The sequence below is a fragment of the Fibrobacter sp. UWB1 genome (assembly GCF_002210325.1).
Taxonomy (GTDB): domain Bacteria; phylum Fibrobacterota; class Fibrobacteria; order Fibrobacterales; family Fibrobacteraceae; genus Fibrobacter.
Genome location: NZ_MWQL01000008.1, coordinates 106,184 through 120,931, shown reverse-complemented (window position 1 = coordinate 120,931; position 14,748 = coordinate 106,184). Strand labels below are relative to the sequence as shown.

General features: G+C 52.8%; 13 protein-coding genes. 9 read left to right on the top strand and 4 right to left on the bottom strand.

Translation table 11 applies throughout. The annotated features are described in order from the left end of the window. Positions 1–69: 69 nt before the first annotated feature. The 5 genes from B7988_RS08170 (at position 70) to B7988_RS08150 (ending at position 6,283) form a co-directional block, all read left to right on the top strand. Positions 70–1,257, top strand: a complete 1,188-nt coding sequence (locus B7988_RS08170; RefSeq protein WP_088657524.1) for a cytosine permease — start codon at positions 70–72, stop codon at positions 1,255–1,257. Beyond that, positions 1,257–2,783: a bifunctional indole-3-glycerol phosphate synthase/phosphoribosylanthranilate isomerase gene (locus B7988_RS08165; protein ID WP_088657523.1), complete on the top strand. Its 1,527-nt coding sequence runs from the start codon at positions 1,257–1,259 to the stop codon at positions 2,781–2,783. Before B7988_RS08170 ends, B7988_RS08165 begins: the two co-directional genes overlap by 1 nt. Before the next feature lie 462 nt (positions 2,784–3,245). Further along, positions 3,246–4,571, top strand: a complete 1,326-nt coding sequence (trpB, locus tag B7988_RS08160) for a tryptophan synthase subunit beta (RefSeq protein ID WP_249268917.1) — start codon at positions 3,246–3,248, stop codon at positions 4,569–4,571. Positions 4,572–4,700: 129 nt separating this feature from the next. Beyond that, positions 4,701–5,444 carry a tryptophan synthase subunit alpha gene (gene trpA, locus B7988_RS08155; protein WP_249268916.1) on the top strand — a complete coding sequence of 248 codons (744 nt, stop codon included), beginning with the start codon at positions 4,701–4,703 and terminating at the stop codon, positions 5,442–5,444. A 146-nt stretch (positions 5,445–5,590) separates the two neighbouring features. Further along, entirely contained in the window at positions 5,591–6,283 is a 693-nt protein-coding gene (locus B7988_RS08150) for a fibrobacter succinogenes major paralogous domain-containing protein (RefSeq protein WP_088657521.1), read from the top strand. Here the strand turns inward: B7988_RS08150 and thrH are convergent, their stop codons facing one another. Then, positions 6,284–6,901 carry a bifunctional phosphoserine phosphatase/homoserine phosphotransferase ThrH gene (gene thrH, locus B7988_RS08145; RefSeq protein WP_088657520.1) on the bottom strand — a complete coding sequence of 206 codons (618 nt, stop codon included), beginning with the start codon at positions 6,899–6,901 and terminating at the stop codon, positions 6,284–6,286. Positions 6,902–6,995: 94 nt separating this feature from the next. Next, a complete protein-coding gene (locus B7988_RS08140; protein ID WP_088657519.1) occupies positions 6,996–7,874 on the bottom strand; it encodes an Hsp33 family molecular chaperone HslO in 879 nt (292 codons plus the stop codon). A gap of 138 nt (positions 7,875–8,012) precedes the next feature. Here B7988_RS08140 and B7988_RS08135 point away from each other — a divergent pair, with 138 nt between their 5' ends. Further along, positions 8,013–8,558 (top strand): DJ-1 family glyoxalase III, encoded by a 546-nt coding sequence (locus tag B7988_RS08135; RefSeq protein ID WP_088657518.1) that lies wholly within the window; start codon positions 8,013–8,015, stop codon positions 8,556–8,558. 123 nt (positions 8,559–8,681) lie between these two features. Here the strand turns inward: B7988_RS08135 and sufB are convergent, their stop codons facing one another. Then, on the bottom strand, positions 8,682–10,097 hold the full coding sequence (gene sufB / locus B7988_RS08130) for a Fe-S cluster assembly protein SufB (RefSeq protein ID WP_088657517.1): 1,416 nt from the start codon (positions 10,095–10,097) through the stop codon (positions 8,682–8,684). A 169-nt stretch (positions 10,098–10,266) separates the two neighbouring features. Between sufB and B7988_RS08125 the strand changes: the two genes are divergently transcribed. Continuing rightward, positions 10,267–10,446: a hypothetical protein gene (locus B7988_RS08125; RefSeq protein ID WP_088657516.1), complete on the top strand. Its 180-nt coding sequence runs from the start codon at positions 10,267–10,269 to the stop codon at positions 10,444–10,446. A 72-nt stretch (positions 10,447–10,518) separates the two neighbouring features. On the opposite strand, the gene thrC is transcribed toward B7988_RS08125, so the two are convergent. After that, positions 10,519–11,859 (bottom strand): threonine synthase, encoded by a 1,341-nt coding sequence (gene thrC / locus B7988_RS08120; RefSeq protein WP_088657515.1) that lies wholly within the window; start codon positions 11,857–11,859, stop codon positions 10,519–10,521. Positions 11,860–11,978: 119 nt separating this feature from the next. Here thrC and B7988_RS08115 point away from each other — a divergent pair, with 119 nt between their 5' ends. Continuing rightward, positions 11,979–13,499 (top strand): hypothetical protein, encoded by a 1,521-nt coding sequence (locus tag B7988_RS08115; RefSeq protein ID WP_139261042.1) that lies wholly within the window; start codon positions 11,979–11,981, stop codon positions 13,497–13,499. Then, positions 13,496–14,737: a hypothetical protein gene (locus B7988_RS08110; protein ID WP_088657514.1), complete on the top strand. Its 1,242-nt coding sequence runs from the start codon at positions 13,496–13,498 to the stop codon at positions 14,735–14,737. The genes B7988_RS08115 and B7988_RS08110 overlap by 4 nt, the downstream gene beginning before the upstream one ends. Positions 14,738–14,748 lie beyond the last annotated feature (11 nt).

Sequence of the window (14,748 nt, the reverse complement as noted above, 5' to 3'; positions counted from 1 at the left end):
ACTATTCCTTGTGTTCTAGGGCGTGCTTTTTTATCTTTGGCACGTCCTTAGAATTTTAGGAGGCGCATTGTGGAAAAACGCACGAATCTTTTAACGAATGGTGTCATCTGGTTTGGGGTGGCAATCTCGGTTTCTGAAATCGAGGCAGGTATTGAAATCGGCGCGGCATCCTCTTACGATTCCGTTTGGCTCCCGCTGATTTTGGGCCATGTCCTGGGCGGCATCTTGCTGTTTTTCGTGGGTCTCATCGGCGCCCGTGTCCGCCTGAACGCCATGGAAACGACAGCGTCTGTTTACGGCTCTTACGGTTCCAAGTTCTTTGCCTCGCTGAACCTGTTCCAGTTGATTGCATGGATTGCCGTGCTGAATGCGCAGGGGGCCTCGGTGTTGGCGGGCCTCAATCTCCCGATTTCGTTTCCGCTCACTTGCGTGATTCTTGCGGTGCTGATTGCGGTGTGGGTTTTTGTCGGGCTCCGCCGTTTTGCGAAAGTGACGACGGCCGTGATGGCTGTTCTGACGGTGCTCTTGATTGTGCTTACGGCGAAATTGTTCGGTGTCGGAATTTCGGGGGCGCCCGCCGCAGAACATGCGCTGAGCTTCTGGAATATCTTTGAAATTTCGATGGCGCTTCCGCTTTCCTGGTTGCCGGTGATTTCGGACTACACCAAAGATGTCGAAAAGCCGACGCGTGCCACGGCGGTTTCTGCGATTGCGTACTCGGTGGCAAGCTTCTGGATGTACTTTATCGGGCTTCAGATTGCAACGGCCGGAGTTGGTAACGATATCGCCCGCGCCATTCTGCTGGCGGGCCTTGGAATTCCGGGAATCATTATCGTGGTGCTTTCGACCGTGACCACCAACTTCTTGGCGGCGAACTCTGCCGGCGAATCGGCCAAGGCCATTGTCCATAAGCTGAACCCAAAAATCACGGGTGTCGTGGTGAGCGGTATCAGCGCGGTCCTTGCCATATCGGGTATTATGGATCATTACATCGGATTCCTTTACCTGATTGCCTCGGTGTTTGCGCCCATGGCGGCCGTACTCCTGGTTTCGTTCTTCTTGGCGAAAAATCACCAGGTGGGCCACAAGTACTGGATTTTGAACTTGTTCGCATGGTTGGTTGGCTTTGCCGTTTACCAAGTCACGTCGCACATGGATTCTGTAATACTTGGCCCTACGCTTCTTTCTATCCTGGCATCGGCCATAATTTCCTATCTTTTCTCAAAAACCTTGACTTTGAAGCCTAAGGGAAATTAATGAGCGAAGACATTTTAGCGAAAATCGTACGGATGCGCCGCGAGGATATCGAGCGGCTTGGCCTGAATTTTGGAATTGAAATTCCAGAAAAGCGCGAGGTGGGCCATACCGAATTCCTCGGTAATGCAGGTGCGATTCTCGAAGTCAAGCGAGCATCGCCTTCGAAGGGCGATATCGCGCCGGATCTCGATCCGGTAGGGCTTGCGACGACTTATGCCGAGGCTCATGCGCAGGCGGTTTCAGTGCTGACTGAAACGAATTTTTTCAAGGGAACGCTGCGTGACTTGATTGCCGTGGCGAACCTGATGGAAAGCCGCCGCAAGCAGGGCTTGCATGCCTGCGCCGTACTTCGCAAAGATTTTCTTTTATTCGAAGATGAAATCGATATTGCTTACCGTTGCGGTGCCGATGCGGTGCTTTTGATTGCTCGCATTCTTGATGACGAACAACTCGTGCGCATGGCAAAGCGTGCTGCATCGTTTGATATGCAGGCCTTTGTGGAAGTCCGCGAAACTGACGACTTGCGCAAGCTGAAAGTCGTGACCGATGCTTTGGGTGACGCCGCTGCCAAGACGATTGTCGCGGGCGTGAATTCTCGCGATTTGGCAACCTTCCATACAGACCCGCTGGTGCCGGCGTCGGTGCGTAGCAAGCTTCCGGCCAAGGCTGTTTTTGAATCGGGAATTTTATGCCCGGCCGATGCGACTTATGCGCGCAACCTCGGCTTTACGGGAATCCTGGTGGGCGAGGCGGTTGCCAAGAACCCACCGCTTGCTAAAGAAGTGGTGCATGCGTTTGAATCGGGCTCCGAAAATGCCCGCGGCAAGTTCTGGAAAAAATACGCCGAACGTAAGGCTGCAAAACGCGCCGAAAATCGCCCCCTCGTGAAAATCTGCGGCATCACGCGCGAAGAAGACGGCTTGCTCGCCGCAGAACTCGGGGCAGACATGCTCGGCTTTGTATTCAGCACTACCAAGCGCCTGACCACTGAAGAATTCGTGCGCAGTTTTGCCGAAAAGATTCGCTTGTGTCATCCTGAGCAAGCGCAGCGCGTCGAAGGATCCCCTCTCCTTGTTGGAGTTATCACCGATCCCGAATCCGTTGAAGGCAAAACCGCCATCAAGCTCGCTCGCGAAGGAGTGCTCGATGCAGTGCAGCTTCATGGCGTCGACCCGTCGAACTTAGCCGCGACGGCAATTCCTTACTATTGTGCCGCCCGCGTTGGCGAAGAATCGGATTTCGACAAGGTCGCCGCTCTCCGCAAGAATGGTGAACCACGCATTCTCTTAGATGCCAAAGTCGAAGGAACCCCTGGCGGCACGGGCAAGACCATTCCTGAAAACCTGCTCCGCGAAAAAGCGGGTGAGTTACCTCTCTGGCTTGCCGGCGGTATCACGCCTGAAAATGTGGGCGCGATTGTCGAAAAGTTCCGCCCGGAACTCGTCGATGTTTCCAGCGGCGTCGAAGACGCCCCGGGAATAAAAAACGCCGAGAAACTCAAAGCTTTGTTTGCGGCTCTTTCCTAAATTGCCCCAAATGGCCTAATTTGGGCCTTTTTGTACAAATTACGAAGGAAATTTTACAAAAATCTTATGCTAACCTATTGACAGACAACGAATTAGTATATATATTGAAGACATAAAGATGAAATTGGCAATCCGCTTTGACGCTAGCGCCGCTATCGACGAGGTTCTCAAGGAGGGATTTAGGCTTGCCATTTCATCAAGTGTTTAACAGAAGACTCTCGATCGTCGAGAGTCTTCACTTTTTTTAAGCTGAACCCCTTGCCACACTAAAGAGACATTCCTAAATTAGGGCGCATGAAGATGAATTCAGCAATCCGTTTCAACCGTTGGTGGTGGGGCTCTACTAAATAGAGTCCGTTTTGCTGATTTCATCAAGTGTTTTGTAAAAGGCTTTCGGACTCCCGAAGGCCTTTTAATTTTTTACCCTCAACCACGATTTTAACCCCAACCCTTCCATTCAAAATGACTCACGCAACTATAACCTCCACACCTCAAAGCGCCGTAGGCGCGACCTCACACCCCATAACCTCTGACAACGGTTTCTTTGACAAGTTCGGCGGCAAGTATGTTGCCGAAATCATCCGCCGTCCGCTCGACGACCTCGAAGCGGCATTCAACAAGTACATCCACGATCCGGAATTCCTCGAAGAACTCCGTATCATTCAGCGCGACTACATTGGGCGCGAGACCCCGCTGTATTACGCTCCGACCGCAACGGAACTTCTGGGTGGCGCTCAGATTTACATCAAGCTTGAAGGCCTTGCCAACACCGGTGCCCACAAGATCAATAACGCCATCGGTCAATGCCTGCTCGCTAAGAAGATGGGTAAGACCCGCATCATTGCAGAGACTGGTGCCGGTCAGCACGGCCTTGCGACGGCTGCCGCTTGCGCCAAGCTTGGCCTCGAATGTGTGGTGTACATGGGCGAGGTGGACGTGCGCCGTCAGCAGCCGAACGTGGCGACCATGGAAATGTACGGCGCGAAGGTCGTGCCGGTCACGAGCGGTAGCCGCACTTTGAAGGATGCCGTGAACGAAGCCATGCGCGACTGGGCTACGAATTTTAAGAACACGCACTATGTGCTGGGTTCCGCTCTCGGTCCGGCTCCGTTCCCGGATATTGTTCGTACCTTCCAGTCGGTTATCGGTGAAGAAGTCAAACGCCAGGCTGCTGAACGTAACATCGACATCGCGGCGGTTGTCGCCTGCGTGGGTGGCGGTAGCAATTCCATCGGCGTTTTCACTCCGTTCATCAACGATGCGAACGTGCGCCTGATCGGTGCCGAAGCCGGTGGCATCGGCCCGAATAAGGGTGAAAATGCAGCGCGCATGACGGGTAACGCCAGTCGCGAAGGTATTCTGCAGGGTTACAAGAGCCGCTTCCTGATTGATGAAGACGGTCAGTCGCTGCCGACCCGTTCTATTTCGGCAGGCCTTGACTACATGGGAATCGGCCCGCAGCTCGCAGCCCTCGGCGAATCCGGCCGCGTAGAATTCACGGCGATTCTCGACAAGGAGGCCCTGGAAGCGGTCAAGTTCTTCGCCCGTAACGAAGGCATTCTCTTTGCGCTCGAAAGTGCTCACGCCGGCGCCGCCGCTATGAAAATCGCGAAGGAACTTCCGAAGAACAAGGCGCTCGTCATCAACATGAGTGGCCGCGGCGACAAGGACATCTTTATCACGAGCCCGGTGTTCCGCCCCGAAAAGTGGAAGGAATTCCTGAAGGCCGAACTCAAGCGCCTCGAAAACAACGAAGACATCCACGACGCGGAGATAATGAATAAGTAGTAGACAGTAGGAAGTAGACAGTAGACAGTGATGTCCCGTATTCCACTTCCTACTTCTAACTTCCTACTTCCTACTTCCTACTAAAACCTTTCAACAGCGGCAAAGCCGCGAGAATTAATTATGAACTTAATGTCTCATCTTATTGCGGGTTTTCCTGACGCAGAAACTTCTATCGCCATCGCCGACGCTCTTGTGAAGGGTGGCGCCAACATCCTTGAAATTCAGCTTGCCTTCAGCGATCCGAGTGCCGACGGTCCGGCCATCCAGACGGCATCGACCATCGCTCTCGATAAGGGTTACTCCACCAAGCAGGGCCTCGAAATCGTGAAAAAAATTCACGAACGCCACCCCGAAACGCCCATCTACATCATGACTTACGGCTCCCTCGCCTTTACGCCGGGCATCGAAAACTTCGTCAAGATGTGCAAGGATGCGGGCGTATCCGCTTGCATCATTCCGGACTTGCCGTTCGACGGCGACGAAGGCCTGACTGAAGCTTGCAAGAAGCATGGTCTCGAAAACATCCCGGTGGCCGCTCCCAGCATGACCAAGGAACGCCTCGAAGCAATGGCCTCCAAGGGCTTCAAGTACATCTACGCCGCACTCCGCGCCGGTACGACCGGTAGCGAAACGACGATTGACCAGGCGACCCTGGACTTTATCGACACCGTCGGTAAGGGTGGCGCGAAGGTGCTGGGCGGCTTCGGTATCCGTAATGGCGAACAGTCCAAGGTGCTCAGCAAGCACGTGTACGCTGTGGTCGCGGGCTCCGTGTTTGTGAACATTGTGCTGAACAACGGAGACTCTGCCGAAGGCCGCAAAAAAGCCATCGCCGAAATCGAGGCGAAGGCTAGAGAAATTGCGGGGAATTAAAATCTATTTTTTTCTGAGAGAGAAGCCGGTGGATTGTCTCCATCGGCTTTTTGTTTGTTCTAAATATGAAATCATGCACCTGGAAACGGGTGCATTTTATCGTTTATTATGTGAGCTAGGTCGTGAAAAACTACTTTTGTGCTGATATGAAAAAAATTTGTGCATTGACTGTTTTGGCTTTTCTTGTTGCCTGTAGTGGTGATGGTTCTTCTACCGGAGCAAATGGTGGCTCCGGTCATGATTCTGGTAATAGTGGCGGCAGCGAATTCGATGCTTCCTCGAATACCCTCAAGGACTCGCGCGATGGCAAGACTTACAAGACCGTGAAAATCGGCAATCAAGTCTGGATGGCCGAAAACCTTGACTATGAAACGGCCAACAGCATCTGCGGAGAAATGGAATACCTTACCTTGTACGGCTGCCTTTATTCATGGGACGAAGCGAAGACCGCGTGCCCCGTCGGCTGGCGCTTGCCAAGCCAGGCGGAATGGAATACGCTGATCGAATTTGTCGGAGACTCTGCCACGGCAGGGAAGATTCTCAAGGCCACGATCAAGTGGAGCGATAAGGGACATTACAAAGACGGTACCGACGATTACGGTTTTACCGCATTGCCGGGCGGCGTGCGTCTCCCGCAAAAGGGCAAGACGCATCAGTCATTCGTCAATTCGGGAGCCTTCTTCTGGAGCGCCACCGAGGTCGATGACGACGAGTCGATCACCTTGGTTTTGCGTTACGAAAACGACGCCGCGACATTGTTCGAAAACTACAAGGACGCCGGCGTCAGCGTCCGCTGTTTGAAAAATTCAGTTTTAGGGGGCAGAACCCTTGTCTACTAATTACAGCGTTGCCTGGAACTGGTGGAATTTTTCCAGGAGCTCGGCGTAGGTCTTGGTGGCTTCGAGCTGCGGAAACTGGGCCACGATGGAATCCGGCGCGCAGAAGAAGCAGCCCTTGTCGGCCTGCTTGAGCATGCCCGTGTCGTTGAAGGAATCGCCGCTGGCGAATACCTTGAAGTTCAGGTCCTGCAGGTGCTTCACGACTTTCGTCTTCTGGTCGGTGAGTCGCAGGTGGTAGCCCTTGATCATGTCGTTTTCGACTTCCAGGTTGTGGCAGAAGATAGTCGGGAAACCGAGATTTTTCATGATGGGGTAGGCGAATTCCTGGAACGTGTCCGAAAGAATAATCACCTGGGCTTCGTCGCGGAGCTGGTCCATAAAAGCGCGGGCGCCATCGAGCAAGCCGAGGTTTGCGATCACGTTCTGGATGTCCGAAAGCTTGATGCCTTCGCGTTCGAGAATCTTGATGCGGCCCTTCATGAGCACGTCGTAGTCGGGAATGTCACGGGTGGTGAGGCGCAGGTCCTTGATGCCGGTCTTTTCGGCGACGGCGATCCAGATTTCAGGGGCGAGGACACCTTCAAGGTCCAGGGTAACGACACATTGTTTCGAGAACATGATAGCTTGCTTATGGTTAATGGTTAAAAAATGTGAGGTGTGTGATGTGTGATGAGAAATGATTAATTACACATTTCACATTACACATTACACATTATTTTTTCCGTTCCTTAATAATTTCTCTTAAATCCGCAATCGTAATCTGGTACGGGGTGCGGCAGAAGTCGCAAGTCACTTCGAGGTCCTTGCCTTCTTTTTCGAGGTCCTGCAAGTCCTTGAGCGGGAGTGTTGCAAGCGTTGCCACGGTGCGTTCGCGGCTGCAGGGGCAGTAAGCCTTCGGGTCGATTTCTTTTACGATATCGATTTCGTAGGGGCCGCGCAGCTGGTCCAGGAGCTCGTCCAGGTCAAAGCCTTCGGGCGTATACATGTCCTTGAACTTCGGCAGATTCTGGATGATGACTTCGATCAGGTTAATGTCCTTGTCTTCGAGGTCGGGGAAGGCTTCGATGTAGAAACCGGCGGCGTAGTCGAGCTTGCTCGGGTCTTCTTTGTTGAAGGCAGCTTCGATGCCCACGGCCGAGCGGATCTGTTCGGACTGCAAAAGGTAGGTGGCGAGGTTCTGGCCCATCGATACGGCGGGAGCCTCGATAATGCTTTCGTGGACGCGCTTGCCCTGTTCGTTCAGCTTGATGACGCGCACGCTCTGCGGAATCAGAGCGGGTTCGTTACCGCCCACGGCCTGGAGTTCCGGCTGCGGAATCATGGCGCGCACCAGGCCCTGCGGCGTGGAGTCCGACTGCACCAGCGTGATTTCGCCCGAGAATCGGGTGGTAAAGCTCACGGTGCCCGGGAACTTGAGCGAGGCGCTCAAGAAAATGCTTGCGATGGAGTTTTCGGCCAAGAGCTTGAGGGCGAAACCCTGTGCGTTATGCTTCTTGCCGATTTCGTTCATCGTCGCGGTCAAGTCGACGACAATCAGGCGGAAGGGCGTCTTCTTGCCCGTAGCGCGGATAATGCGGTCCTTGAAATTCATGGCCCAAAGATAGAAAAATAGTAGGCAGTAGGCGGTAGACGGTAGACAGTATTAAATCTGAATAAACCGTAAAACTTTGGCTTGGAATGTGATTCTTAAAAATTTTATTTAAATTTCTTTTAAAAAAAGAGGTAAACAATGCAGATTTTATTTTTGTTGGCTGATGGTTTCGAAGAAACTGAGTTTGTGACCCCGTTTGACTATTTGCAGCGGGCGGGTTTTGAGGTCGCTCTCGCAAGCGTTTCTGGCAAGGCCGAAGTGATTGGGTTGCGCGGCCTTAGAATTCAGACGGACTTTGCTCTTTCGGGTGCCGATACAGCCGCTTTTGACGGCATTCTTTTGCCCGGTGGCGGCATTGGCGTCAAGAATCTGAAGGCTTCTGCTGAAGTGGAAAAAGTTATTCACGAATTCAACGACAAAGGCAAGTGGATTTTTGCCATTTGCGCGGCTCCGCTGGTGCTCAGCAAGGCGGGAATCCTTGCCGATAAGACTGCGACCTGTTTCCCGGGCTGCGAAAGTGAACTTGTCTGTAAAAAGTTCGTCGAAGACCGCGTGGTCGTAGATGGAAACATCGTCACGAGCCGTGGCGCAGGCTCTGCCGAAGAATTTGCTTTTGAATGTATTGCGCAGCTTGGCGGCCGCGAACTTTCAGAGAAAATTAGAAAGCAAGTTGTAGCTAGGTAGTTAATAGCTGCTTCGTTAGTAGATTGTCATTCTGAGCGGAGAACCGAATGGTTCGTAGTCGAAGAATCTCTTTTAGATCCTTCAACTTCGCTACGCTTCGTTCAGGATGACATTCAGTAACGATTACCCGACGCTGTGTTCGAGCTTGAGTGTCAGTAACTGACGGGCTTCCGTGGCGAATTCGCCCGGGAGCTCTTTAAATACGTCCTTGCAGAATCCGCCGACCATCGCCTGAATGGCGTCTTCGCGCTTGATGCCGCGGCTCTCGAAGTAGAAGAGCTGGTCTTCGCTGATGCGGCTGGTGGTCGCCTCGTGTTCGGTGGTGGAGCTCGCGTTTGCGACGGTGATGTAGGGGAAGGTGTGAGCCGCACTCTTGTCGCCCACGAGCATGCTGTCGCATTGCGTGTAGTTGCGGGCTCCCGCGGCCGACTTGCGAATGCTCACTTCGCCGCGGTAGGCGTTGCTCGAGTAGTCGGCGCTGATGCCCTTTGAAATGATAGTGCTCTTGGTGTTCTTGCCGATGTGAATCATCTTGGTGCCGGTGTCGGCCTGCATGTGCCCGTTGGTGAGGGCCACGCTGTAGAATTCTCCGACGGAGTTGTCTCCCAGCAGCACGCAGCTCGGGTACTTCCACGTGATTGCGGAACCGGTTTCGACCTGCGTCCAGCTGATGCGGCTGTTCTTGCCCGCGCATTTGCCGCGCTTCGTGACAAAGTTGTACACGCCGCCAGCGCCCGTCTCGCGGTCGCCCGCGTACCAGTTCTGCACGGTTGAATACTTGATGCTTGCGTTGTCCTTCGCTACAAGTTCTACGATGGCGCTGTGCAACTGCTTGCTGCTGTATTCCGGCGCGGTGCAGCCTTCCAGGTAGCTCACGCTCGCTCCTTCATCAGCGATAATCAAGGTGCGTTCGAACTGGCCTGCTTCCTTGTTGTTGATGCGGAAGTAGGTGGAAAGGTCCATGGGGCACTTGACTCCAGGCGGAATATAGACGAAACTTCCGTCGCCGAATACCGCGCTGTTCAAAGCCGCAAAATAGTTGTCGCCTGCGGGCACCACGCTTCCCAGGTATTCCTCGATGAGTTCGGGGTATTCCTTGATGGCGTCGCTAATGCTGCAGAACAAAATGCCCATTTCCATGAGCTTGCGCTTGTGGCTGGTGTATATGCTCACCGAGTCAAAGACCGCGTCTACGGCCACGTTGGCCAGACGCTTCTGTTCGTCCAGCGGAATGCCGAGCTTTTCGAAGGTGGCGAGCAACTCCGGGTCCACGTCTTCAATCTTTTCGTGGCTCTTCTTGGTCTTCGGGGCGGAGTAATAGACTATGTCCTGCAGATCAACCGGATTAAAGCTCAGCTCGCCCCAATTGGGTTGCTTCATGGTCTGGAGCTTTTCATAGGCTTTTAGTCGGAAATCGAGCATAAACTGCGGTTCGCCGCGGAGCTTGGAGGCTCTTCGGATGATATCTTCGTTCAAGCCCTTCTCGAAGGCCTCGTTTTCGATATCCGTGACAAATCCGTACTTGTAGTTTTCGCTCATATGATGCTCGTTTTCAAATTTCGGTGCAAATATAGAAAAATAAGCCCCTTTCGTCCATTCTAAGTCGTGTGTATGGCTTTGTATTTACATGATTTCAATTTTTCTAAAAATTGACAGTTTTTGTCATTGGTTAAAACCTAATTTTAGGAGCGTAAAAGAGAGGTAAATTATGAATCGCTTTAGCATTGCAAATAACAACATCCTGTTTTCCACGCTCCTGATGCTTGCCCCGGCCGTATTTGGAGTCATGTTCTACGGTTCGGGTAGCGTTGTCGCGTCGGTATCGGCCGCAGTCGCCTATTTGAGCTTGGTCATCGGGGAACGCCTGGATTCCGCTCAAAATTCATAAAAAAAGAAAGCTCCGCGTTTGCAGCGGAGCTTTTCTAGATTCCGGCGGTGGCCGGAATGACGATTTGTCGCATTAGCGCCTTCTTTCGGCCATCTCTTTCTTCAAGATGTCCATGACGGCGCCGAGGTCTGCCGGGGCCTTGAACACGGGGTTCGCGAACTTGGAGCAGATATTCTCGAGCTTCTTTTCGTGGTAGCCCACCTTGAATTCGGTGAACTTGAGGCCGTGTGCCGTGCTGATGACGACCACATTTTCTTCCTTGTCAATCTTGCCTGCGGCCACAAGCTTTTCGAGGGCGCCGAGGGCGACACCCGTATGCGGGCAGCAGTAGAGACCGATGCGGTCACCGCGGTGGGCGGCGTTCGCCAGTTCTTCTTCGGTAACGCTCACCACCATGCCGTTCGTCTTCTGGATGGCGCGTACTGCCTTCGGGTAGCTGACCGGGTTACCGATCTGGATGGCAGAGGCGAGCGTCTTCTTCGCCTGCATCGGAACGAGCTTGTCGAAGCTGCGTTCGTAAGCCTGGTAGAACGGGTTGGCGTTCTCGGCCTGGGCGACGATAATGCGCGGGATGCGGTCGATAAGGCCCATGGCCTTGCAGTCTTCGAAACCCTTGGCGAGAGCACTGACGTTACCGAGGTTTCCACCCGGGATAATCACGGTGTCGGGCACCTTCCAGCCCATTTCCTGGCAGATTTCCGGAGAAATCGTCTTCTGGCCTTCCACGCGGAGGCTGTTCATGGAGTTCGCGAGGTAGATGCGGTTGTCGGCGGTGACCTGCTGCACAATCTTCATGCAACCGTCAAAGTCGGTGTCGAGGGCGAGCACGATGCTGCCGTTAGAAATCGGCTGGATTAGCTGGGCAACGCTGGTCTTCCCGGCGGGGAGGAATACGATGCTCGGGATGCCGGCCTTCGCGCAGTAGGCGCTCAGGGCTGCGGAGGTGTCGCCGGTAGAGGCGCAGGCCACGGCGTCAATTTCGTGAATCTTTTTCTTGATAATGTGGTTCACCTGGCTCACGAGAACCGTCATGCCGAGGTCCTTGAAAGAACCGGTGTGGGAGTTGCCGCAGAGCTTCACCTTCAGGCTCTTGATGCCCATTTCCTTGGCCAGCGGGGCCGCATCAAAGAGCGGGCTCCAGCCTTCGCGCATCGTCACGATGTCTTCGAGGGGCATGTCGGGAAGCACCATTTCGCGCTTGCTCCAAATGCCGCTCATGTCGGCCGGTTCAAAGCTCATGCGGCGTTCGGCGAAGAGCTTCTTCCATTCTTCGGGGCTCTTCTCGGCAAGGGCTGCACGGTCGTGTTCGACTTCGAGCAGGCTTCCGTCCACCTTGCTACGGTAAATGACGTCGGTCAGCGGGTAGGTATCGTCACCGTTGATGTTCCTGAAATGCGCATTAAACTGAGACATAATATCCTCTTGTATTTTCGGGCGTAAATATAGTAAAACTTATGGCTGGCTATCGGTAACTTTTCACATCTAATTTGCTATATTCTCCACGGAATTACAGACTAGACTCGGAGTACTGAGTGAAGAAAACATTGTTTAATAATTTGAAAACGACACAATTGATTGTGGTGACGTTGCTGTGCTCTATGGCGTTGACGTCCTGCTTGTTTGATTCTGACGATAATGGCTTGGAATCTTGGCTCTCTGACCGAGGCCTTCCGAATAACTATCAAGTGCAGACTTTGAGCATTGATAACATCAAGCCGTCATCGGTCGAAGTGAATTTCGATATGCGTCCCAAGTCCGCCGATGTGAATGCTGTGCTTGGTCATGTTTCGAACCTCACGCATGACTTGGTTTTTGATTTGGCCTATTCGGATACGAGTTTCATGAAGAAAATGAGTAAGTCCGATACCGCGGGTGCGTTCCTCATTCTCTCTTGGCTTAAGCCGTTCTACAATGCAAAGCAGTATCCTAGCGATTCCCTGCCGTTTGACGATGAACTCGAAGTGACGGTAAGCTGGAAACTCGAAACGAACAACAAGGATTCTTACAAGTCGTACTTCAACAAGATTACCAAGATTGCAGATTCGACTTGGTATAAGGAACTGAAGGAATGGAAAAGCGACGGTTCGGCCGATACCGTGGTCAACATGAAGCGTGTTAAAAACGACACGACGGCCGCTGTCCGTCTGGATCTTCCCTCTGCCCTGGTGAAGGAACTCAAGAAGGTGAAGGGCTCCGCTCATTTGCAGTTGCGCCTTTCGGCTCCAAATGCACCTCGTCTCTACCGTTTCTATGGTGACGCTTCGACTTCTTATCCGCCGTCTTTGGTGCTCTATTCCGATTCTACGACCTACATGAAGCCGACTCCGACTCCGTTCCGCATGGCAAATATCGTGAAAAACGAGGAGGAATGCCCGGAATGTGCGATTCTGCATGGCGGTGGAGTTTTCGATTCCCTGGTGGTGGAAATTCCGTCCGAACCTATCCTTGAGGCCTTGTCCGAATTCTATGGCGATGAATTTCCGTTCATCAAGGGCGACAGTAACGATGTCCGCCAGACGGTAATCCATGCGCAAATTACAATGGCCCGCGATGACTCCAAGGGCAGCAACGAACTGGGCCTTCCGATCCAGATTGTGGCGGGCTCTTATGTCGATAGTGCCGACATGCGTTATTTGGATACCGCGGATCTCAGATACCGCCGTATGGAAAGGTACCGCCTCGATACCGCGGTAATCTTGAGCGAGGGCCACCAGAACCTGGTGTTCCATGAGGGCGATTCCTTGACACTTCAGCTGTCGTATGGTTTCCGCGATTTCCTCAATAAGGCTAGCGATGGTCGCAGCCTGAAGTTCAGCATGCGTATTGGCTGGCCGTTCTTGCAAGAAAAGATGACTGTTTACAGGGACACGATCATTACCAAAAAGACGAAGGTGGTGTCCGCTAAGGGTGATACGACTTACAAGACGAAGAATGATACCCTTTACAAGTATTTCGGTTACTTTGACTATGCCCGCTACGATTTCTCGACGGCAATGGAGAATCCGATGACCGTCAAACTCTGGCTTGCTTCCAAGCGGGAGGATGAAAAATGAAAAAGTTTTTGCTTGTACTAGGTGTTTTTTCGAGTTTTGCTTTTTCTTCGATGATCGGTTTGGATGCCCTTGGCGAAGAAAACGTCATGGGCGGAACCGCTTCAGCTGCTGGTCGCGGCTTTGCCGGCAATGCCAAGACGGGTGATGCCGAAGGCCTTTCGGTCGTGAACCCGGCTCGCTTGGCTTTTGATGCAAAGGTGGTCTTTAACCTGAACTTCTCGATGGAACTTGATGGCGCCCGTAACGGAGGCTCTCATTATTCCCATTCCAGTTTATCGATGCCGTCTTTCAACCTTTCGTTCCCCATGGGCTCGTTCGGCGCGATGGGGCTTTCTTTGTGGCAGCATTATGCAGCGTCTTTTGAAGACGAATACAAGAACAAGGAAACCCTTGCGAATGCAAAGCTGGAATACAGGGGCAGCGTGTATGAACTCGTTCCGACTTACGCTGTACGCTTGCCGTTCTTCCGTTCGCTTTCGTTGGGAGCTTCCGCTCACGTCGTCATGGGCAATAACTCCAGGAACTTGACTCTTGGTGCCAATAACGAAAACATCGACAAGAGCGATTCCTGGGCGACCGGTGACTACATTCTTTCGGACTATGTCGAAGGCGCTTGGGAAATCAAGGATCATCCGGCGTACTACACGGGTGCTGTCCAGTACCGTGGCAAAAACGCCTCTTATTTCTTCTCGTTTACCACGGGCTACACTTTGCTGAATACGCTGGACTATAACTTTAGATTCAGCGAATTGGATACGCTGGAATCGACCCGTTCAAAGCGAGAAATCGATGTGCCCGCCATGCTTGCGACCGGTATCAACTACCGTTTGGCCAAACGCCACAATGTCATGGTCGACTTGACTTGGCGCGTGTGGGACGATGATATTGAAAACATTGCGGGCGGTTGGAATATGCCCGAGGTGACAGAGACCCAGACGGACTTTATGGTTTCGCTCGGTTACCAGTTTGACGGCAGTCCGCTGTTCTATGAATCTTACTGGAACCGTATCAACTACCGTGCAGGTGCCTGGTACAGAAACTGGTACATCAAGGATGTCTTTGAAGTAGGTGGCTCGATTGGCGGCGGATTTCCGCTGGGTCGTAAGGGGACTACAATCGATGTCGCTTTCCAGGGGGGCAAGCGCTTCTCCGACGCCAAGTCGGAATGGGAAGAAATGTTCATCGGGCTGCGAATCGGTTTGACCGGTATTGCGACTTGGGGACAGGAGCGCAGGTAGGATTTTTAATG